This is a genomic window from Hoeflea prorocentri (assembly GCF_027944115.1).
Classification (GTDB): domain Bacteria; phylum Pseudomonadota; class Alphaproteobacteria; order Rhizobiales; family Rhizobiaceae; genus Hoeflea_A; species Hoeflea_A prorocentri.
This window is the reverse complement of the sequence record NZ_JAPJZI010000001.1, coordinates 2,206,460-2,226,198: the sequence shown is the minus strand read 5'-3', so window position 1 is coordinate 2,226,198 and position 19,739 is coordinate 2,206,460. Positions and strand designations below refer to the sequence as shown.

General features: G+C 57.7%; 18 protein-coding genes and 1 riboswitch. Of the genes, 8 read left to right on the top strand and 10 right to left on the bottom strand.

Annotated features, from left to right (window positions below):
- Nucleotides 1-27 precede the first annotated feature (27 nt).
- Nucleotides 28-148: riboswitch (TPP riboswitch) on the bottom strand.
- A gap of 139 nt (nt 149-287) precedes the next feature.
- The 3 genes from OQ273_RS10510 to OQ273_RS10500 form a co-directional block, all read right to left on the bottom strand.
- Nucleotides 288-1,019, bottom strand: coding sequence for a tellurite resistance TerB family protein (locus tag OQ273_RS10510; RefSeq protein WP_267990452.1), 732 nt, complete (start codon nt 1,017-1,019; stop codon nt 288-290).
- 133 nt (nt 1,020-1,152) lie between these two features.
- Complete coding sequence (locus OQ273_RS10505) at nt 1,153-1,476, bottom strand: P-II family nitrogen regulator (protein WP_267990451.1); 324 nt, start codon at nt 1,474-1,476, stop codon at nt 1,153-1,155.
- 2 nt (nt 1,477-1,478) lie between these two features.
- The gene (locus OQ273_RS10500; RefSeq protein ID WP_267990450.1) at nt 1,479-2,426 is read right to left on the bottom strand and encodes a sodium-dependent bicarbonate transport family permease; all 948 of its coding nucleotides are present in this window, start codon (nt 2,424-2,426) and stop codon (nt 1,479-1,481) included.
- Between the two features lie 316 nt (nt 2,427-2,742).
- Here OQ273_RS10500 and OQ273_RS10495 point away from each other — a divergent pair, with 316 nt between their 5' ends.
- The gene (locus OQ273_RS10495; RefSeq protein ID WP_267990449.1) at nt 2,743-3,663 is read left to right on the top strand and encodes a hydrogen peroxide-inducible genes activator; all 921 of its coding nucleotides are present in this window, start codon (nt 2,743-2,745) and stop codon (nt 3,661-3,663) included.
- 97 nt (nt 3,664-3,760) lie between these two features.
- Here the strand turns inward: OQ273_RS10495 and OQ273_RS10490 are convergent, their stop codons facing one another.
- The 3 genes from OQ273_RS10490 to OQ273_RS10480 form a co-directional block, all read right to left on the bottom strand.
- The gene (locus tag OQ273_RS10490) at nt 3,761-4,159 is read right to left on the bottom strand and encodes a VOC family protein (RefSeq protein ID WP_267990448.1); all 399 of its coding nucleotides are present in this window, start codon (nt 4,157-4,159) and stop codon (nt 3,761-3,763) included.
- Nucleotides 4,160-4,247: 88 nt separating this feature from the next.
- Nucleotides 4,248-4,934, bottom strand: a complete 687-nt coding sequence (locus OQ273_RS10485) for a cell wall hydrolase (protein ID WP_267990447.1) — start codon at nt 4,932-4,934, stop codon at nt 4,248-4,250.
- Between the two features lie 241 nt (nt 4,935-5,175).
- Nucleotides 5,176-5,706 carry a flavodoxin domain-containing protein gene (locus tag OQ273_RS10480; protein WP_267990446.1) on the bottom strand — a complete coding sequence of 177 codons (531 nt, stop codon included), beginning with the start codon at nt 5,704-5,706 and terminating at the stop codon, nt 5,176-5,178.
- A 306-nt stretch (nt 5,707-6,012) separates the two neighbouring features.
- On the opposite strand from OQ273_RS10480, the gene OQ273_RS10475 reads away from it, so the two are divergent.
- Both OQ273_RS10475 and OQ273_RS10470 read left to right on the top strand, forming a co-directional pair.
- Nucleotides 6,013-7,074 (top strand): P-loop NTPase family protein, encoded by a 1,062-nt coding sequence (locus OQ273_RS10475; protein ID WP_267990445.1) that lies wholly within the window; start codon nt 6,013-6,015, stop codon nt 7,072-7,074.
- Nucleotides 7,075-7,076: 2 nt separating this feature from the next.
- Nucleotides 7,077-8,666 carry an ABC transporter transmembrane domain-containing protein gene (locus OQ273_RS10470; RefSeq protein WP_267990444.1) on the top strand — a complete coding sequence of 530 codons (1,590 nt, stop codon included), beginning with the start codon at nt 7,077-7,079 and terminating at the stop codon, nt 8,664-8,666.
- Between the two features lie 340 nt (nt 8,667-9,006).
- On the opposite strand, the gene OQ273_RS10465 is transcribed toward OQ273_RS10470, so the two are convergent.
- A complete protein-coding gene (locus OQ273_RS10465) occupies nt 9,007-9,753 on the bottom strand; it encodes an anti-sigma factor family protein (protein ID WP_267990443.1) in 747 nt (248 codons plus the stop codon).
- Entirely contained in the window at nt 9,750-10,283 is a 534-nt protein-coding gene (locus OQ273_RS10460; RefSeq protein WP_267990442.1) for an RNA polymerase sigma factor, read from the bottom strand. Before OQ273_RS10460 ends, OQ273_RS10465 begins: the two co-directional genes overlap by 4 nt.
- A 121-nt stretch (nt 10,284-10,404) precedes the next feature.
- On the opposite strand from OQ273_RS10460, the gene OQ273_RS10455 reads away from it, so the two are divergent.
- The 5 genes from OQ273_RS10455 to OQ273_RS10435 all read left to right on the top strand — a co-directional run bounded on the left by OQ273_RS10455 (nt 10,405) and on the right by OQ273_RS10435 (nt 16,259).
- A complete protein-coding gene (locus OQ273_RS10455) occupies nt 10,405-11,886 on the top strand; it encodes a S8 family serine peptidase (protein WP_267990441.1) in 1,482 nt (493 codons plus the stop codon).
- A 190-nt stretch (nt 11,887-12,076) separates the two neighbouring features.
- Nucleotides 12,077-12,367 carry a DUF1330 domain-containing protein gene (locus tag OQ273_RS10450; RefSeq protein WP_267990440.1) on the top strand — a complete coding sequence of 97 codons (291 nt, stop codon included), beginning with the start codon at nt 12,077-12,079 and terminating at the stop codon, nt 12,365-12,367.
- Nucleotides 12,368-12,780: 413 nt separating this feature from the next.
- Nucleotides 12,781-15,003, top strand: coding sequence for a methyl-accepting chemotaxis protein (locus tag OQ273_RS10445; RefSeq protein ID WP_267990439.1), 2,223 nt, complete (start codon nt 12,781-12,783; stop codon nt 15,001-15,003).
- A gap of 158 nt (nt 15,004-15,161) precedes the next feature.
- Nucleotides 15,162-15,557, top strand: coding sequence for a DUF427 domain-containing protein (locus OQ273_RS10440; RefSeq protein WP_267990438.1), 396 nt, complete (start codon nt 15,162-15,164; stop codon nt 15,555-15,557).
- A gap of 30 nt (nt 15,558-15,587) precedes the next feature.
- Nucleotides 15,588-16,259, top strand: coding sequence for a DNA-3-methyladenine glycosylase I (locus OQ273_RS10435; protein WP_267990436.1), 672 nt, complete (start codon nt 15,588-15,590; stop codon nt 16,257-16,259).
- A gap of 10 nt (nt 16,260-16,269) precedes the next feature.
- Here the strand turns inward: OQ273_RS10435 and OQ273_RS10430 are convergent, their stop codons facing one another.
- Nucleotides 16,270-17,430 (bottom strand): amidohydrolase, encoded by a 1,161-nt coding sequence (locus OQ273_RS10430; RefSeq protein ID WP_267990434.1) that lies wholly within the window; start codon nt 17,428-17,430, stop codon nt 16,270-16,272.
- A gap of 50 nt (nt 17,431-17,480) precedes the next feature.
- On the bottom strand, nt 17,481-19,532 hold the full coding sequence (locus OQ273_RS10425; RefSeq protein WP_267990433.1) for a putative bifunctional diguanylate cyclase/phosphodiesterase: 2,052 nt from the start codon (nt 19,530-19,532) through the stop codon (nt 17,481-17,483).
- Between the last annotated feature and the right edge of the window lie 207 nt (nt 19,533-19,739).

The window sequence follows — 19,739 nt, the reverse complement described above, 5'->3', positions numbered from 1 at the left end:
ACGAAAGAACACATTCGGCCTGAAACGGCCTATGCGGCTGTACCATCCCTACGCCAGCGTTAACTGGATCAGGTTCTACGGGTCGCCGCGCTGCGCTGACGCGCTATCGGCCTCTCAGCTCCTTGTCGGAGCTCCCCGGGTTTCACGCCTGCCATTAAGACGGGGCATTTACGATTCTGTCAAGACGGGTTTGTTGCGGTCAAAAAAGTAGGCGACCGGCCGGAGCCGGTCGCCATGAGCGCCATTCCTATCAAAGGCGATTCGATGTCGGAATGCGCTCGACCGGATCAGGCTGCCTCGTGGGCCGGGCGCGACAACTGCTCTTCAAGATGCAGGACAAGGTCGCGCGGCAGCGCCAGTGCTTTGACAAGCGCCTGCAGATAACTCAGATCGTCTGGATTGTCGGTATCCAGTACCATTCTCGAAACGAGATAAATCTCGCTGGCCTGTCCCAGCCCGTTTGCATAGCCGGCAATGGTGTCCACGTCCGGCGGTTCGCTCAACGTATCGAAGATCAGCATATTTGACTGCTCATCGAGCTGCATTGTTGCAATGGCATCCTTGATCGTCTTGCGTTCATCCGCGTCGATATGGCCGTCCGCGTTTGCGGCGGTAATGATGGCTTTGACCAGCGCGAACTGGAACGGCGTGCCGTCCGCTCCCGTCGACGTTTCCGGATCGAATTGGGACAGCGAACGTTTGTCCGCAATCGGTGCTGCTGGCGCGGGTGCGCCGGCCTGCGACGAACGCGTTTTATCCTGCCAGTTGCTGAAGGCCCGGAAGGTGATCGCCGCCAGAGCTGCGCCACCGCCGATCGCGGCGGCTCCGCCGGCATATTTTGCGGCTTTCTTGCGCATCTTCTTGTTTCCGGCAAGCAGCCCGATGAGGCCGCCGGCTGCCAAGCCGCCGCCAAGCCCTGCCGGGTTGAGAAGCTGTGCGACCGGGCTTGCTGACGTGTCGGCTTTTTCGCCGGACTGGCCACCGCCCAGAAACTGGCCGAGAAGTTGGTTGATGGTCATGGCATCGGGTCTCCGGTTTCCTCGCATCTACGAATGAAACCATGAGGTGATGTCGGCGACGGCGGAATTCCAATCGAAACTGATGCGCGGACCAATCGAAAGCCTCTATTGCTGATCCCGCAGCGATAGCCGACTATCCGGCCTGATCTTTTTGGGCGCGGACCAGATCCACATCGCTCACCGTCACCAGAAGGCCGTATTCGTCGATCAGCGGCTCCAAAGCCTGAAGCAGATGGTCCGTGGTTGCATCGTCAAGGATCGTCGTAAAGACGACCTTGCTTCCTGCGCCACCGGTGACCTGATCATCAAACCATCGTCCGCGCGAGCCTTCCCCACCTTGCGTGCGTTGGACCGTATATCCGTCAGCCTCCACACCCTCGGCCACTTCGCGCAAGCGCCGCAGGAGAGGGGTATCGACGAGGATCTCAATTTTTTTACGGGGAGATTTCGTTACCATAATCAGACCATCAGTTTTGCGAGCTGCGTGTAAAGTGGAATGCCGATCGTGATGTTAAACGGAAACGTCACGGCGAGCGACAGCGAAAGATAAAGGCCGGCATCCGCTTTTGGCAGGGCAAGCCGCATTGCCGCAGGCACCGCGATGTATGAGGCACTGGCGGCAAGGATCGCGAGCGCGGTGGTTGTGCCCACGTCGAGGCCGATCATGGCGCCGACGATACAGCCGATGGTTCCGTTGACGATGGGGAATATGATGGCAAGCAGGACAAGGCGGGCCGTCAGGCTGCGCGCATGGCTGATTCTGCGCGCCGCAATCAGTCCCATATCGAGAAGGAACAGGCACAGGAGACCGTTGAAGCCGGTTTCGAAAACCGGAGCGATGGGTTCGAAACCCTCCTTGCCGATGACGAGGCCGATGATGAAGCTGCCGGTCAAAAGGACCACCGACCCGTTCAGCAGCGTCTCGCGCATAAGTTCCTGTCCGGACTGCATTTTCATGCCGTTTCCACCTCGGGCCAGAAACAGTCCGACGATGATAGCAGGTGTCTCCATGAGCGCCAGCACCGCAATCATGTAGCCTGCTGGCGGCATGCCGCTGTCGGTCAGAATCTGGTTGCCGGCTATGAAGGTGACGACACTGACGGAGCCGTAATGCGCCGCGACTGCGGCGGCATTGGTGGAATCAAGGCGGCCGAACGAGCGAAGCACCGCGAAGGCGCCGACGGGTATGAGACAACTGAGCACCAGGCCTGCCGTGGCGGCAAGCAGCAGGTCGATGGTGAATCCATTGCCTGCGACGAGGATGCCGCCCTTCAATCCGATGGCGCACATCAGGTAGAGCGACAGCGCCTTCGACATCGGTTCGGGAAATGCGAGATCGGACCGGGCAAACGCTGCAAGCGCGCCCAGCACGAAAAACAGTATGACGGGGGAGAAGAGCGTTTCCATGTCAAAGCCCCCAGGTCATGCCGTGAACTGTGCACGGCAGTGCGCATACGGGTTCGGGGACGGCGTCATTTATGCCCTGACTGGGCGGACAGGTATTTGAGATCATGGTTCGGCTCCGGGAGAATGATCGGCGGCGCGTTATTGACCCAAATGCCCTAAGAGCCAAATTGTAAATTATGTAATTCCTGATAGTTTTTCTCTATCATAGGGTTTTGCGCTGGCGACGGTGCGGATCCGCACTCAAATATATGCGCAGCAGACGCCACAATCCGCCGCTGCAGCCCGGTACTCCGATCCACAGGACCAAACAGACACGATGACTACGCTTCGCCAGCTCAGATATCTCGTCGCACTTTCTGAAGAGCTGCACTTCCGGCGGGCAGCCGAGCGTATGTATGTCACGCAGCCGACACTCAGTGCGCAGATACAGGAACTGGAGAAGAAGCTGGATGCTCCGCTCGTCGAGCGCGGATCCTCTCGGGTGATGTTGACGCCCCTTGGCAGGGAGATCGCCGAACGTGCACGCCGCGTTCTGTCGGATGTCCAGGATATTGTCGATCTTGCTGCCTCCTCGCACCACGGTTTTGACGGCACGATTCGTCTCGGTGTGCCGCCGACACTCGGGCCTTATCTGTTGCCCCACATGATCCCGGATCTGCACGCGAAATATCCCAGTCTGAGGCTCTATGTGAGCGAAGGCAAACCCTCGGAGCTACAGAGCCAGTTGCAGTCGGGCGGTTTCGATCTGGTTATCTCGCCATTGCCGATCGTCCAGGCCGATCTGGAAATGGATCGCCTATTCCGCGAGCCGCTCAGGGTCGTTGCTGCGCCCGACCATCCTCTGGCTTCAAAGGACACGGTGTTGCGCTCGGATCTGTCAGGCCAGAACGTCCTGGCGTTGGAGCGGGGGCACCACCTGCACGATCAGGTCAGCCGGCTCTGTGAGGATTTCGGTGCGACGCTGCTGCGTGATTATGAGGGAACCAGCCTGGATACGCTGCGCCTGATGGCTGGCATGGGGGTAGGACTGGCATTCCTGCCGGCCCTTTATGTGCGTTCCGAAATCAGCGGCCGCAGCGAGATCGCCGTGTTGAACCTGAATGCACCGAACCTTTTCAGGCAGATCGGGCTGACCTGGCGCAAGCGGTCCGTTCATGCACCTATGTTCAAGGAAATAGCCGAACTTGTCAGACTGACGGCGGATGAGAAACTGCCGGAAATTACCGTGATCCGCTGAGTTTGTGAGCCGGCGAGCCATGGGATTGGGCGACCGAGCGGTTGATAGATTGAAGAACCCGCCGCTCGTCTATGTGTTTCCCAGGGGGAGGGAAGTCTTACAATTTGGCCTTCAGCTCATCGCTGAGTTCGTCCAGCGGGAAGTCGACGTGGATATGATTGCCGTCATAGTCGTGGATGTTGACCTGCACGATCGGGAAATCCGGAACAAGGTTCATGCGATAGCCGACGCCTTTGTCCTCCAGCCGCTTGATGAACGCGGCAAGTCCGCTGGCAGACAGTGCAAAGTGCTCAATATTCGGCTCGATTGATTGGCGGTCGCCCTCGGTGGTCACGAGGTGAATGACCGGATCATTGCCAATATAAATCCAGGCACCCGGAAACTTGAATGGAGGGCGTTCTCCTGCGACGAGGCCGAGGATATCTTCATACCAAGCCACCATTTCCGTCAGGTTGACGGTAATGATGTTCACATGGTCGAGGCGCGCGATATGCATGGGTGCTCCCGTATTTTGTATCGGGAGTCATTAAGCGAGCGCGATCATCGGGTGTCAAGCAACGCCGGACGCTGGCGGCTTGAGGACACTAGGATGACGGTTTGTCTGCAACAGCCGGATAAACAGGACCGGGTCCGCCAAAAGCTGCGAGTTCTGCCGGGACCGGCTTTTTGATCTTGCGGTAACGTTTGACCACACGATCACTCTTGAAGAAGATATGGTCGCCGACCTGCCCAAGACGCTTGAGCTTCCTGGACCAAACCGGCCGGACATCAAATCGATGATAGTGTGTCATGACACCAACCGTCGCGAAGGGCGAGCCCAGGACAGCCTCGTTGTCCAAAAGCGGCTGAACACCATTGGTGAATTCCGCGATCCGGCGGGCCTTGGCAAATGCTTCAAGATTTCCAGGAAAGTCGCTCAGCCTGTCGCAGGCAAAGGAGAACTGGCAGCGGTTCAGTCTCTCGGCATTCTGATAGACAACGTCGCAGATGCTGTCCGGATAAGCGCCTGAACGAACGCGGTTCAGCACCGTGATGCTGACTGCATATTGACCAGGATCGGGTTCGCCGCGGGCCTCATGATAGATCGCAAGCGCGAGGCAGAAACCTTCGGCGTCCGCAGTGGCGGACAAGGGCGACTGTGGTGACACCATCAGCATTTTCGGAGATGCCATGGTCATGTTGAACATCAGCGCGGATGCGGCATGTGCGGGAAGCGACAAAGCCATCGTCAGGCACATCCAGGTCAATATCGAAGCGAACAGTCTAAACACAACACAACCCCCACTTGGAGGCAGTGTGACTCAATCAACTCAAGATTCCGGAAAATGCAGAAGCCGTATTTTATGAATGTTATTAAGTATTTGTTTGCGATAAATGCCGCGCCACAGGCTTCATTGCCTGCTTCCAAAAGTGGTCGGCGTAGGAAGCCGGAGAACATCGAACATTTCTTCGGTCTCGCCCGGCGGCGTATTGCGTGCGGCAGGTCGGCTTCCTGTCAGGTTCAGTCGATGATCATCGATCTGCAACGGAGCCCGTGAAAGCGTCGACCGCCTTGCCCAAGGCATCCCAGTCGGTAAATTCCCGGTCTTCCGTTATCGGCTCCCGGTTTTCCAGAACGATGTGTTCGACGATCTGGTTCATGAAGTAGTCGTATTGATCGAACTTCAGCGCTCCGGCGACGAGTTCGACAAAATCAGGCTTCAGCCCTGTATCTTCCACAAAGCCATCAACGTATCGTGCTGCTTCTGCTTCACCGTTCTCAAACGCGATCGAAAGGCTGACCGACAGAAGCATTGTCGGAATCGCCTTGAGCTGTTTGCGATGAGCCACGGCGAAATTCTGCAGGGTTTCCTGATGCTGCTTCTGGTGTACGGATCCGGCCAGTATCACAGCATCAAAAGAGGGCATGTCGAGATCGACCATGCGCCTGCGGCTATCCCTCATCTCCACCTCGTGACCGGCCTCGGTCAGTCTGGTTGAACAGAATTCTGCAATTTTCCGGGTTTGACCCTCGGTGGTGCCGTAGACAAGCAGTATGCGCATGTTTCACCTCCGTGCAGTCGCAAGGACAAGAGCTGTTGGTGCTTGAAAGCCTAGGCCGCGTTCCTGCACGTCGCCTTGCGATAGATCAACCACGCAGTGTTGGCGCCGCTGTCCCTCAAAAACACGCAATGCCACCAACTGTAACCGAACGTGACATGCGGCCCGCAAGCCACCATTTCCGCCTGTTTGCGGCGGTATGCGGCGGCGAAGAAAAAAACTCAATGATCAGGCTGGAATAAGTTTGCCGCTGCGCCGTTCCCCTTCCATTGCCGCTGTGCGGCTGGTCGAAAATAGAAAGGGAGACCGATGCAGATTCTCGAAAGACACGTGGTCAACGCGGCAAAGAGGGCGTTTTCCTGCCGGCGTGTTCCCACCGAAAAAATAAAGACTTTAATAAAGGACCGGCCCGGACCGCGAGCCGGCGATCTCGTCCTGGCCCGCGTCAGCCGGCTGGGTTCGCACAAACGGATCGAGTTGCCGAGCGGCAGGCGCGCCGCGCTCCTTCCCGGCGATGAGATCATCGTTGTCTATGGTGACCGTTATGCGCCGGACCAGTATGAGGCTTATGTTCCAAAGGACCTTCGGCCTTGCCATCTCGTAGCCGCCGGTGGCGTCGCCTCGCGTGCCATCGCATGGCACGACAGGATGGGAAGCGGCCCGACAAGCATAGAGCCGATCGGTCTGCTCGGCTGCGCCCGGGCAGAGCCGCTCAACCTGGCCGACTTCGCGATCGACAGCGCCAGGGGGGCGATGCCGCCGGCGGTGTTCGCTGTCTTCGGCACGTCCATGAACGCTGGCAAAACGATAACGGCCGCAACGCTGGTCAAGGGCTTTGCCGACGCAGGGTACAGGGTCGGAGCAGCCAAGATCACAGGCACGGCTGCAGGCGGTGATCCCTGGCTGATGCGCGATTACGGTGCATCCGAAGTGCTGGACTTCACCGATGTTGGTCATGCCAGCACGTTCAACATTCACCCGGACCGTTTATTTGAGGGCGCTGAAAACCTGCTCGGGACCCTGTCACGCCGGGGTTGTTCGGTTGCGGTCGTCGAGATTGCGGACGGACTTTACCAATCCGAGACTGCCGCTCTTGCTCAAATGGAGCAGCTGAAGTCGATCCTGACCGGTACATTCTTTGCGGCGGGCGATGCCATGGGTGCGGTGTCCGGTGCATCCGACCTTGCCCGCTATGGACACAGGGTACTCGGCATATCGGGCGCGCTGACCCGTTCGCCGCTTGCCGCCCGTGAAGCTGCAACAGCATCCGGTTTCCCGGTCATGGGTCTTAATGAACTGCTCGATCGCGATGCGGTGATGGAGTGGGCGGGCCTTGCGGGCATGGATCTGGCTGCCGTCGCGGGACAGTAGCCATGAGTATCCCCGTCTTGTGGACCGGCCGCAGGCTTTTGCAGCTGGCCGGTCTTGCTTCCATCGGTGTTGTCCAGGCGGCTTCGGCTCTTACGGTCGCCTTTGCCGGCAGCCGCCTGCTGACCGGCGCAGGTCAACCCGATCTGCGCCCGGCGCTGTTGGCTGCCGTGATTGGTGGCACGACGCTGCTGATCCTTGGCCGTATCCTGCAGCGCAGATATGCCGAAGCCTTTGCGCTCGGCTATGTGACAGAGCTGCGCACGGCATTGATCAGTCATATACTGCGCATCCCGGCCGATGCGCGGCAGATGCGTTCCGGCCTTGTCATGACACGGGTTGTCAATGATCTCTCCGCCATCAAGCTTTGGCTTGCCAGCGGCCTTGTCGCCATGGTCGTCGCGGGCGCCATGCTGGCAACGATCATCGCGTTGCTTACACAGTTCGAGCCGGCATTGGCGGTCCTTTTTGCCCTGGCGTTCGGCCTGTGGGTCATTCCTGTGATTTTTTGCCTGCGTCCGCTGAACAAGCGGATTCGGGAGAGCCGGCGCCGCCGGGGGCGCATAGCGGCGCGCGCCGGCTCAATCCTCAATGGGCGGCTGACGCTGCTCGGTTTTGGACGTCATGGTCCGGTTGTGCGTGGAATTGAGAAACGTTCGCTTCGTTTGAACAAGGCGCTGGTCGGCCGTGCCACTTTTTCCGGCCTGATGCGGTCCAGTGGCGATCTCATCTTCCCCTCCGTCGTTGTCTTTGCCAGCGGTCTGGTCTTTTCGCTGCCCGGGCGTTCAATGGATGCCGTCTCACTGGGCGTTCTGGCAATGACGACAGGCCTTCTTGCCACCCATCTGAGCTCCGTGGCCCTCGGGCTGGAATATCGGCTGGCGCACCGCGTCGCGATGGAGCGTTTGAAGACGGTGCTTGGCCTGCCGACCATCGAGCTCGACCAGGGAGAGAACCTTGAACCTTTACCGGATGAGCCGTGTCTGCGCCTCGATAAGATGCCGGTCGGGCCGCTGGATCGGCCAGTATCATTCACCGCGCTCCCTGGTGAACGCCTTGCCCTAACGGGTCTTTCGGAGGCTGAAGCTTTGGATCTTGTGCTCAAGATTTCGCGTCTGAAACCCAAAGGCGGCGGCGGGCTCTTTCTGTTCGGAAACGAAAGCGCTTCGATACGCCCGAGAACCTGGCTTCGCAATATCGCATCGGTTTCACCGGGCTTCCCGCTGGTCAAGGGAAGTGTTGCATCGAATGTCGCGCTCGGTGCGCCTTCCGATGTCGATGGCGAAGAAGTCCAGCGTGTCCTCTCGGCCTTCGGAATAACGGCGTGCGAGGCGGCGCGGGAGGTGCGTGAGGATGGACGGCTGTTCGATCTTCCGGCGCATTGCGTGCGTGCGGCAAGGGCTGTTTTGCGCCGTAGCAAGCTCGTCCTTATAGCCGATGCGGATCTTGCGGGCGATGTGGAGGTGTTTGAGTCCTTGCTTCTGGAACTCGCAAAGCGCGATGTAACCGTCGTCCTTGCCGGGGATCCGCCCCTCGATCTCGTCCAGCGTTTCCACAGGATCGACCTGACCCCAAGGCTCTCACGGGTGGCGTGAAACACCCGTGAGCGCTTTTTCGCTCGGTGCGATCGACCAAATCGTTTCTGGCTCAGGTGGAAGCATTCGATGGCTCAAAATCGGTCCATTCGGCCAGGCGTGCCGCGCAGCGCGATACGGGCTTCGGGCAAGCGGCGCAGCGACATCGATGAACCGATATTCCGTTGCCTCTTAAATGGCTATCATGTTGAAGTACCGCGATGAATGAGCCTGACGCATATGTCTGTAACTGGGTTGGTTCGCGCCTGTGGCGGGCTAACACCACGGCACTCAAGCAGTCGTGTCGGAGGCCAAAATGCCCCGGCAAACTGTTTCCACATAAGCCGGAAACGCGCTGATTTTACCTGATTGCTTCCAGAAGCCTGGCCTCGTCTTCCACCGACAGCGGCTGTCCCGCGCCGACGGCTGTCAGATAGGCATCAAGCGCTTCGAGCGAGGATGCGGGGGCATAACCGGATGCATTTTCGCCCGCCACCACGGTGAACTGCAGCGTCCAGGTTTCGGACGGTCTGCATGCCACGCCGACCACCGTGGTGTCATCGGCGTGGTCAACTTCGAATTCCCGGCACAACGCGCCGTCCGCGCCGCGATAGCTGGCGATCGCGCGGAACCGCTCTCCGTCTGAAAGGGCACTTTCAGCGCCGGAAGCGACGGAGTTAAGCGCGGTGACGATACCCGGTTGGGCCAGATCGGCCATCTTCAGGCCGCCCGTGGTGTTCTGGGAGGGGGAGCCGACGAAATAGCCGCCGATCGCACCGGCAACAAGGGCAATCGAGGCAGCAAGGGGCAGGGCCCAGCGCTGGCGCATTGGCGGCGTTGCGCGGGCGCGGCCCGGAAAGGCCGTTACGTTGCTTTGTTGGTTGACCATTGATTCCACCGCTGCCGTGAGGGATGCCGGCACCGGTTCGTCGAGCAGCGGTTTCAGGCCGTCTTTTGCCATTGTGCCGCTTTCCATAAGTGCCGCCACGCGTGCGGCGACCTCCTCATCGGCGTCGATGGCCCGCTCGACCGCGGCTTGTTTGTCCGGGTCCAGTTGGCCATCGGCAAAGGCCATGAGTTCTTCGTCACTGAAGCGCTGTTCGGTCATTTTGATAAACCTTTCCTGTCTTCAGAACGTGTGGTCACGCCATCTATTCCCATTTCACCCATAATTTTTTTGCGCGCCCGGGCAAGGCGGCTCATTACGGTTCCCATCGGCAGTTCGAGCACTTCGGCAGCTTCCTTGTAGGAAAGGCCCTCCACGCTGACGAGTATGAGCACCTCGCGCTGGTCGTCCGGCAGGGCCGCGATGCATCTGGCTGTCTCGTCGAGCATCAACCGTGCCTCGGTGACAGCGGCACCATCCTGACCGACAAGAAAATGCGCATCATCTATGTCGGTCGTCGGCCCTTCGGTTTTTTGCCGCCGGGTCCGGTCGATCCAGCTGTTGCGCAGGATCCGGAAAAGCCATGCATCCATACGCGTGCCGGGCTGGTAGCTGCCTCGGTTTGCAAGCGCCTTTTCGCACGTGGTCTGCACGAGGTCGTCCGCAATATCGCGTGATCTGCAGATCGAGATGGCAAATCGCCTCAGGTTTGGCAGCAGGGCGATCAATTGTTGGCCAAATTCGTCAGCCATATGTGATAGGACCCCTCAGGCGGAAATAAAATCTTTTCTGGAATAAAACGGTTGCACGTACGTTAACTTGCCAGAGTGATGTTGGGTCGCTCGGCCCGAGGCAACAAAAAAGCAGGCAAGCATGGCACCTTTTGGAACCCCCCGTAATCCGTCGTCTTCGATGTCGGCTTTTATCAGTGTTTTGATCCTTGCGGCACTTTTTTTATCCGCTGAGGCCTTGGTCGACCCCGAGCGGACCTGGCATGCGGCGGCCTTTGCCGATGACGGTGATGGTGATGGTGATGGAGACGGGGATGGTGGTGATGGTGGCGACAATGGCGATAACGGCGACAACGGCTATGGCGGCAACGAGGACGACGACGATGATGACGATGACAATGAGCGGGGCGCTTCGTCCGGATCGAGGGGCTTGAGCGTTCCGAATTTGCCCAACATTCTGGATATCTTTCGCCCCAACCGGCCGGTACGCCGCAACACGGCCACGGCGCGTCCGGCGCCGCGGGCAACGCGCGCTCCCGATGAAATCATAGCGACCGGCCTCGACGATGACGATGTCGAGAATCTGGTGGAGCAGGGCTACACGGTCCTCAGCCTGGAGGAGATCGATGTCCTCGATGAAACCGTGGTGCGCTTTCGTATTCGCGAGGGAATATCGCTGGAAGACGCCCGTCTTGAGATAGTCGCTACAGACGATGATGCGACCGCGGACTTCAATCATTTCTACCGGACAAATGAAGCGCAAAGCCCGAAACAGCCGCGTTGCGAGGGACCGGGTTGTCCGGCTCGCGAAATGATCGGCTGGCCGGTGCCCGTCAACGGTGGCGGTTCCTGCAGCGCCAGTGTGAGGATCGGTCTTATCGACACCGGTATCAATCCTGATCATACGGCGTTCAAAGGAGGCCGACTTGAAGTCATTGGCTCTCCGGTCAAGGAAGGTGAGCGCAAGTCGTCGCGCCGGCACGGAACCGCCGTGGCCTCAATCCTCATAGGGTCTGCCGAAAGCAGGTCTCCGGGACTTCTGCCCAATGCCACTGTCATCGCCGTCGATGCGTTTTATCGTGGTGGAGGAGGCGATGAACGCAGCGACGTTTTTACGCTCGTTCGGGCGATAGACATGGTTGCGAGCCGCGATGTCGCCATCATCAATATGAGCCTGTCAGGCCCAGCCAACGCTGTGTTGGAGCGCACAATCCGCAGTCTCAATGAACGCGGGATTATCATTGTCGCGGCCGCCGGCAATCGCGGGCCCCGGGCCGAGCCGGTCTATCCGGCGGCCTATCCGGGCGTTATCGCGGTGACAGCCGTGGATCATCGAAAACGCGTTTATCGCCGTGCGGGGCGCGGCGAACACATCGATATTTCCGGCCCCGGTGTTGAAGTGTGGATTGCCGCCTCGATACGCGGTGCAAAGTTTGCGACCGGAACCTCCTATGCCGTGCCGTTCATTACCGCGGCCACGGCACTTGCACTGCAGGATCCCCAGGTCAGCGGCCATGACGATGTCATGGCGGCCCTCGCCAGGCGCGCCGTGGATCTGGGAGAACCGGGCAGGGACGATGTCTTCGGCCACGGCCTGCTTCAGGCAGCGGATTTGTGCCGGTAAGGAGAGGCTTCTATCGCCGTTCTGGCTCCTGGCCTCACGGAGATGTCCCCTCATTATCCCTGGTCTGACCTGAAGCGCCGGACAAGTGTCAGCGAAACAAACCGCTTGTCCCGCGCAAACGCCTATGCGACGGTCCGGGACCGGAAACCGTCGCGGCCAAGGCCCGGCTTTGCGAACAGGAACGCCACCCATGAGCGCCTACGTTATCGTCGATACGAAAATCACCAATCCTGAAGAATATGAGAACTACAAGGCTCTGGCACGGCCGATTGCCGAGAAATATGGCGGCATATATCGCGCAAGGGGCGGTGAAACGGATGTGGTGGAAAGCGATTTGTGGTCGCCCACACGTATTGTCGTTGTTGAGTTTCCGGATATGCAAAAGGCGCGCGACTTCGTCCACAGCGAAGAATATGCGCCGGTCAAGGCAATTCGTCACGCAAATGCCGACTGCACGTTGGTCATTGTCGACGGCATGTAACTCCATCTATTTGATATGTATTTGGAATGGTTCGTCGTCATTCCAGTTATATCCAGTCAAATGGCTTGAGATATGAAAAGCAATTCATTGTTTTAATTGAGTATTTCTTTTGTAAACACTCGTTTAAATAGAGAGAAATACTAAATAAAACGTAAAATTGTATTTACTTGAGACAGGTTTCATTAACCATTTCTCAAAGGCTCTGCCGGATACTTGCTTCTACGGAGGGGGAACACCGTTCCCGGCATGAAGCATTCCCGCCGTTTCGAGTCTGGTTCGAGATGTTGATTGGGATCGAAAACCTGCAGCATATTCCGGCTGTGGTTTCCTGAAATTTTTGATCCGACGGTAAGGCGAAATCCGCGTCGCGCAAACGGGCATCCGTGTGCAGTGTCGCGGGTGGAGGGATTGTTATGTTGATTAAAAGATTCAACGACCTGAGTATATCGATGCGGCTGCTGGCTGGCACAATGGTGACGGCCCTGGGCCTGCTGTTCTTTGCAAGCGAAGTCGTCTATTTGGATGCAAAATCAGCTCTTGAGCTGCAGAGTTCGGGCAGGCTTGCCGCACTCATGCCGTCAATCGGCTCCCTGGTCCACGAGTTGCAGAAGGAGCGCGGCCGCTCTGCCGGTTTTATTTCATCGGGTGGCGGGGCGTTTTCATCCGAACTGCCATCTCAACGCACCGACACTGATAATGTGCTGGCGCAGGCCAAAGCCGAGTTGGATAAGCTCGATCTGAGCGACTTGCCCGAAACGCTAGGAATGGCTGTCAATCACGCCCGCAATGATTTGTCCCAGCTGGACGCCAAAAGGGTGGCGGTCGATAGCTTCGACATAACCGTGCCTCAGATGGCGCAGTACTACACGACCACGATCGAGGCGCTTCTTGAGATCGCACACGAACTGGAAGTTGCAAGTCACAACGACCGGATCAGTAAGGCGATGATCAGCTATCTGAGTTTCCTGCGCGGCAAGGAATATGCCGGCCGTGAACGCGCCATGGGCGCTGTGGGTTTCGGTGTCGGTAGGTTTGAAACGGAGATCTACGACAATCTAATTCGCTTTATTCAGGCGCAGAAGATTTATTTTTCCGATTTCACGGACTTGGCCGATCCCGCGCTGATAGGCCTTTTCAACGAGACAGTGTCCGGTCCTGTGGTCGATGAGGTTCAAAGAATGCGCGACACGGCGTTGGCATCTGTTCGGACCGGCGACCTGCGGGGCATCACATCGGCTCAATGGTTCACCGCCATTACCGAAAAGATAAACCTGATGAGGGATGTTGAGGGCGTGATCTCGAAGGCGATGATCGACGATGTGAACAGCCTGACCTCAGCGAGCTGGCGGAGCCTAGTACTGGATCTTGTCATCTCGGCGGCGGTAATGCTGATCGGGGGTTTTCTGCTGCGCTATGTCTCACAATCCATAACCAGACCGGTCGCCGACGTGACGCATTCAATGGAACGCCTTTCCGGAGGTGAAATCGATTTTGAGGTGCAAGGCACCGACCGCAAGGATGAGATTGGCGTCATGGCCCGTGCGCTCAAGGTTTTCCAACAGGCCGCTGTCGACAAGTTGCAGCTGGAAAAGGAGGCGGAGGAGGAAAGACGGAAAGCCGAGCAGGAACGTAAACAGATATTCGATCAGCTCGAATATGCGGTAAGTCAGGTCAGCGGCGCATTGGGTCGCCTGGCCGAGGGTGACCTGACCGCTTATATCGGTGCGGATGTCGCTGCCGAATACGAGAAGACCAAACAGGATTTCAACGCAGCGGCAACACAGTTGCAGGAAGCGTTGGGCACAGTTTCCCAGGCCGCAAATGAAATCCGCTCGAATTCCGGTGGCATAGCCGAAGCATCCGAAGAGATGTCCCGCCGCACCGAAAGCCAGGCGGCATCGCTTGAAGAAACGGCGGCTGCCGTTGCCCAGATCAAGGAAACGATGAAGTCGACGGTCGAGGCCGCAACGAAGGCAAGCGAGATGGTGGCGACCGCCAAGGGCAAGGCCCAGCGGGGCAGTGATGTCGTCAACTCAGCCGTTAGCTCGATGCGCGACATAGAGGAGTCGGCCAGCCGTATGAACGAGATTATCGGCGTTATTGATGAAATCGCGTTCCAGACAAACCTTCTGGCACTGAATGCCGGGGTCGAGGCCGCCCGTGCCGGAGATGCAGGAAAGGGCTTTGCGGTTGTCGCTTCCGAGGTCAGGGCGCTGGCTCAGCGCTCGGCTGAAGAATCCAATCAGATCAAGGCATTGATCTCCGAATCTGCAACGAGCGTTGAACAGGGCGCCGAACTCGTCCGACAGACAGGCGTAGCGTTGGAAGCGATCGTTGTGGAAGTTGGTGAGGTCGACAAAATGGTCGGTGAGATATTTGCCGGAGCCAAGGAGCAGGACCTCAGCATCGAAGAGATCAACATGGCGATCGGTCAGCTTGATCAAGCCACTCAGCAAAACGCTGCCATGGCAGAAGAGGCGACGGCCGCAACCCGGATGCTCTCTCAGGAAAGCGACCACCTTGTCGAACTGGTCAGCCGTTTCGTAATAGACGGCGACGGGGACAACCGGGGAGATCATGTCGATCATGATGGGCCGGACGTCGACGAGATGCCTGCGCAAGCGGTCAATATGTAGGAATACGCTTGTCCGGGCGCGCTGCTGTTTGTGCGCCCGGTCAATCCGCTCATAAGAAAGCGGCAAAACCCTCAAAGACGGCCACCTCGTCTCGACTATTTGACGCGTTGATCCCATTTGACCATGGTGGGGACCAATTTTGTCTTTGAGGATCTGTCATGATCGAAAATGCGATACACAATCCGGATCGTCCCCAGCATTTTATGCAGGTCGACGCCATGGAGCAGAAGATCCATGTCATGCGCGGTGGCCAGAAAATTGCTGAGTCGAGCAATGCGCTCCGCCTTCAGGAAGTCGGCCGCAAGATTTATCCTCCACAATACTACATCCCGCGGTCGGACATTGTGGCGACGTTGAAAAAGACGGAAAAGTCGACCTACTGTCCGCTCAAGGGACAGGCCAGCTATTTTGATGTAACGGGGGCGGACCAATCAATAGCCAGCGAACTGGCGTGGTCCTATGAACAGCCGTTAGAATTCGCCGGACTGATCGCGGATTATGTGGCCTTCGATCCGCGCCGGGTCACGATCACAATTGAAGCCAATGAGGCATAGGATAAACAACCGAATACGAACGGATTGACGATGCAGGACTTCGAGACGCTCTATAAGATCGCGGCCGACCGGAAAGGCGGGACCGACGCCTTTGAGGGTACGCTTTCATCACCCAAATGCGCGTCTGAACTTCAGCTGATCCCCGACGATCGCTGGCTTGCGCAGATGAGCAAGTGCATTTTTCAGGCAGGTTTTAACTGGAAGGTCGTTGAGAACAAATGGGACGACATGGAAGAGGTGTTCCATGGGTTCGATATCGGGCGCATGGGCTTTATGACCGACGAAGAGATCGGGGAGCATCTCAGCAATCCGCGCATAATAAGGCACGGTAAGAAAATTTCCGCGATTCGTGACAACGCACTGTTCCTTGCCCATCTTGCGGGCGAGCATGGGTCGGCCGCAACCGTATTTGCGCACTGGCCGGCGGAGGACTATGTCGAACTGCTGGCCATGTTGAAAAAGAAAGCCGCACGCCTTGGCGGCAACAGCGCGATGTATTTTCTCAGATTCATGGGAGTGGATAGTTTTATCCTGTCACGCGACGTTGTTGCGGCGCTGATCCGCGAAGGCGTTGTCGACAAGGCGCCAAGTTCGAAAAAGGACATGGAAAAAACACAGGCCGCCTTTAATCAATGGCGACGTCAATCGGGCCGTCCGCTCACGCATATCAGCCGCGTGCTGGCTTGCACCATCGACGCTTGATTGTTCAGCATTAACGCCCGTTTTCACCCAGCAGCCGACAGGTCGTTTCGTAAAACATGCTTGTACCGGTTTGGATTATATCGTCCGGAAAGTCGTAGTCAGGGTTGTGCAATGCGGGTTGACCAAGGCCCGCGCCGACAAAGAACATTGCTGACGCACCGGCGCTCCCGAACTCTCCAAAGTCTTCGGAAAAGCGAAACGGGTCATCCAGATCCCTGATGGTCAAACCAAGTCGTTTTGCGCTTTCCCGTAGTTGTACGATGAGTGCCGGGTCGTTGTCGCAGGCGCTGAAGACATCGTCATAGCTGATGTTGAGCGCGAGCCCGTGGTGCCGGGCGGTTTCTTGGGCGACGGTTTCTGCGGAGCTGACCAGTGTGCCCATCGCGTCATCCGTGACGGTTCGCAGCGTTGCCCATATCTCGGCATCCGCCGGCGCAACACCGAACGCCTGTTCGCCAAGGCGACAATGGACCACGGTTACAAGGCTGAAACCGGCATCCAACCGCTCGCAATTGGACAGCCCGTCCAGGCGCTCAATGATCCGGGCCGTTGCGAGGGCCGGCGATAGCCCCGTTTCCGGCTGCGAGGCATGCGCTGTTCGCCCGGTCAGCGCGATGCGGATACCGCGTGACGCACAGTTGACAGCTCCGGGCTTGAGCAAAACCGTATGCAGGTCAAAGCCCGGCAGATTGTGCAACGCGATTGCATAGTCGGGCTGAAGTGACTTGAACCGCTCGTCGTTGATGACGGCCCTTGCACCCTTGCCGGTTTCTTCCGCCGGCTGGAAAAGCAGGATCACGCGGCCGCTGTTTGGCGGGTTTTCCTGCAACATCATCGCGACACCCAGAAGCATGGTCATGTGTCCGTCGTGGCCGCACTGGTGCCCGCATCCGCTGATGGTGGACCGGTAGGCAAGATCGCTGATTTCCTCAATTGGAAGACCATCGAGTTCACAGCGCAGCAACACCGAACGGCCGGGTCTGCCGCTGTCATAGACCGCAGCGACGCCCGTTCCGCCAAGCCCGGTCACAACGTCGTCCGGCCCAAGCGATACCAGATGCGATCGGATGAATTCAGCCGTTTCGTGCTCCGCTCCCGAAAGCTCCGGTGCCGCGTGCAGCGCGTGTCTGATTTCGGTAAGTCGTGTGATCTGGTCGGCGTTGAGTTTCATGTGCGTTCGGGTCTTCAACACTGAAAAAGTGTTGGGGCGACAGCGTGATGTCAAGCGTTGCCGGATACTGCCGATTGAGCCATTGCCTTGACAGCCGAGGGATCATGGGCAAGCAGCCACTCACGCGCGACATTTTCCGGCATCGGCGGCGCGATGGCGTTGCCCTGGAATTCCTTGCAGCCCAGCTTCGTCAGCGTATCGATTTCTTGCTGACGTTCCAGACCTTCGGCAACCACCTTGAGGTTGAGCGCGCGCGCCAGACGGATGATGGAATCCACGATGATCCTGCGGCGCTCGCTTGTATCGATATCTGCTACGAACTGACGGTCGATCTTGACCCGGTCGAAGAGGTTTCGGTTAAGATGAGAAAGCGAAGCAAATCCGGTGCCGAAATCGTCGATCTCGATCTGGAACCCCTTCTTGCGAAGATTATAGAGCGCTTGCGCTGCCTGTTCGCTGTCATTCTTGATCGCGACGGATTCCACGACTTCCACCGCGATGCAGTCCGAGGTCAGCCCGTGGTCTTCAGCCGTTGAAATGAGATTGTTCAGGAAACTGTTCCACATGAGATCATGTTGTGAAAAATTCACAGCCATGCGGCCGAATTTAACGCCGTTTTGTTGCCAGTTCGAAGCCGCGGCGAATGCCTGATCAAGGACCATGCGGGTAATCTCCGGCATACGTCCGAGACTGGCCGCTGCGTCAAGGAAATCACCTGGCAGCAAAACGCCTCGCCTGGGGTGATGCCAGCGCACCAGCACTTCCACACCGACAACGGTGCCGGTTGTGATATCCACCTGAGGCTGGAATACGGGTATAAACTGCTGCGACCGCAGAGCATCGTCGATGTCGTGCTCGAGTACCTTTGCTTCAATCAGTTCACGCTGCATATCTTCATTGAAGAACTGATAGGTGCCCTTGCCGGCCTTCTTGGCTGCATAGAGAGCCAGATCCGCCGCCGTCAGCAGATGTTCCGTGTCCGAGCCGTCCTTCGGAAAACGCGCGATCCCGATACTTGCTTTCACATATGTGGCCGCGCCGCCAAGCGGCACCTTGGTATTCATGCGTTTGAGGATGCGATCTGCGATTTGCGGCAGGTTGTCAACAGAGGCTTCACCTTCGACGATCACCAGGAATTCATCGCCGCCCATACGGCACGCCAATCCTTCATCCCCCAGAACCGATCGCAACCTGTTGGCGACAGTACAAAGAAGACGGTCTCCGCTTTGATGACCGTAGCTGTCATTGATGTTCTTGAAATCGTCAAGGTCGAGCAGAAGCAATGCGAGAGCCGCAACCTTCTCCTCTTTGTGTTCCGTGACCTCTTCTATTTTCTGGAGAGCGAAATCGCGGTTGGCAAGGCCGGTCAGGCCGTCATGATTGGCCGCATATTGCATATCGTCGCGTGCAACAATCAACTCCCGTGTGCGCTGGCCTATCTGAGCAGCGAGCGGCCGGAAGAGGGCCCGCCAGACAACGATCAGCATGCCCAGGGACAAGAACAGTAAAGCGAGCTGAATCTGTTTGAATAGCTCGACCGCGCTCTTTGTATTGTCCTGATAGATATCATTGACCTCGTCGAGTGCGGGAAGCACTTGGGATGTAGCGATGTCTTCCATCGGTGCCATGTAGATGGCGGCAATATCCGGAGAAGACATCGCAAAATTCAGGAACTGATTTGTATTGGTTATCAAGGAACGGATTTGGTAGTCGAGCTGAGCGGGCCAGGAAAAGAATACTTCGTTGACCTGTCGGCTTGCAGCATTGTTTTCGGCCTCGTCGGACACCTTCTTTGCAAGATCCGTGTGGACAGCTTCCAGATCCAGAAGCGCTTCTTTGACAAGTCTCAGTGTTTCCTCACGCGTGACGGCGTCAGCTTCGTTCAAGGCATGCTGGCTAAGAAGAACGATCCGCTGCGAAAGCATGCGCTCATTGCTGATGTCTTTGAATGCCAGGGCATAGTGCTGACTGCGTTCCGTCGCGACAATGATGGCCACATGCGATGTCGCCAAAAGCCCAATCATCGCAAGAAGCACGAGGCGATAGGCGATGCGAATCCGATGTTCCGGATCTTTTCGTATGTTTCCAAACAGCCGTCTCATGCCCATACCAACGGAATGCATTCATCCCGGCCACGGTCCGCCAGAGTTCAAAGGCTGCATGGCTCCAAAGGAACAGCCGCCGCGTGAACTCACCGTAAACCTGCAAGTCACAGTCAAGACGGGTCGCTCGCCCAGCAACCGTCACACGCAGTGATGATAGACGATGAATCTTAATCAACCGCAAATGTCATTGCGGATCGGCGCGAC

Excerpts from the sequence above, each read along its gene's own strand:
- OQ273_RS10505 (WP_267990451.1), bottom strand. The coding sequence starts at position 1,476 with ATGGTAACGAAATCTCCCCGTAAAAAAATTGAGATCCTCGTCGATACC.
- OQ273_RS10425 (WP_267990433.1), bottom strand. The coding sequence starts at position 19,532 with ATGAGACGGCTGTTTGGAAACATACGAAAAGATCCGGAACATCGGATT.
- OQ273_RS10430 (WP_267990434.1), bottom strand. The coding sequence starts at position 17,430 with ATGAAACTCAACGCCGACCAGATCACACGACTTACCGAAATCAGACAC.
- OQ273_RS10490 (WP_267990448.1), bottom strand. The coding sequence starts at position 4,159 with ATGCATATCGCGCGCCTCGACCATGTGAACATCATTACCGTCAACCTG.
- OQ273_RS10445 (WP_267990439.1), top strand. The coding sequence starts at position 12,781 with ATGTTGATTAAAAGATTCAACGACCTGAGTATATCGATGCGGCTGCTG.
- OQ273_RS10495 (WP_267990449.1), top strand. The coding sequence starts at position 2,743 with ATGACTACGCTTCGCCAGCTCAGATATCTCGTCGCACTTTCTGAAGAG.
- OQ273_RS10465 (WP_267990443.1), bottom strand. The coding sequence starts at position 9,753 with ATGACCGAACAGCGCTTCAGTGACGAAGAACTCATGGCCTTTGCCGAT.
- OQ273_RS10460 (WP_267990442.1), bottom strand. The coding sequence starts at position 10,283 with ATGGCTGACGAATTTGGCCAACAATTGATCGCCCTGCTGCCAAACCTG.
- OQ273_RS10475 (WP_267990445.1), top strand. The coding sequence starts at position 6,013 with ATGCAGATTCTCGAAAGACACGTGGTCAACGCGGCAAAGAGGGCGTTT.
- OQ273_RS10470 (WP_267990444.1), top strand. The coding sequence starts at position 7,077 with ATGAGTATCCCCGTCTTGTGGACCGGCCGCAGGCTTTTGCAGCTGGCC.
- OQ273_RS10440 (WP_267990438.1), top strand. The coding sequence starts at position 15,162 with ATGATCGAAAATGCGATACACAATCCGGATCGTCCCCAGCATTTTATG.
- OQ273_RS10510 (WP_267990452.1), bottom strand. The coding sequence starts at position 1,019 with ATGACCATCAACCAACTTCTCGGCCAGTTTCTGGGCGGTGGCCAGTCC.
- OQ273_RS10455 (WP_267990441.1), top strand. The coding sequence starts at position 10,405 with ATGGCACCTTTTGGAACCCCCCGTAATCCGTCGTCTTCGATGTCGGCT.
- OQ273_RS10435 (WP_267990436.1), top strand. The coding sequence starts at position 15,588 with ATGCAGGACTTCGAGACGCTCTATAAGATCGCGGCCGACCGGAAAGGC.
- OQ273_RS10480 (WP_267990446.1), bottom strand. The coding sequence starts at position 5,706 with ATGCGCATACTGCTTGTCTACGGCACCACCGAGGGTCAAACCCGGAAA.
- OQ273_RS10500 (WP_267990450.1), bottom strand. The coding sequence starts at position 2,426 with ATGGAAACGCTCTTCTCCCCCGTCATACTGTTTTTCGTGCTGGGCGCG.
- OQ273_RS10450 (WP_267990440.1), top strand. The coding sequence starts at position 12,077 with ATGAGCGCCTACGTTATCGTCGATACGAAAATCACCAATCCTGAAGAA.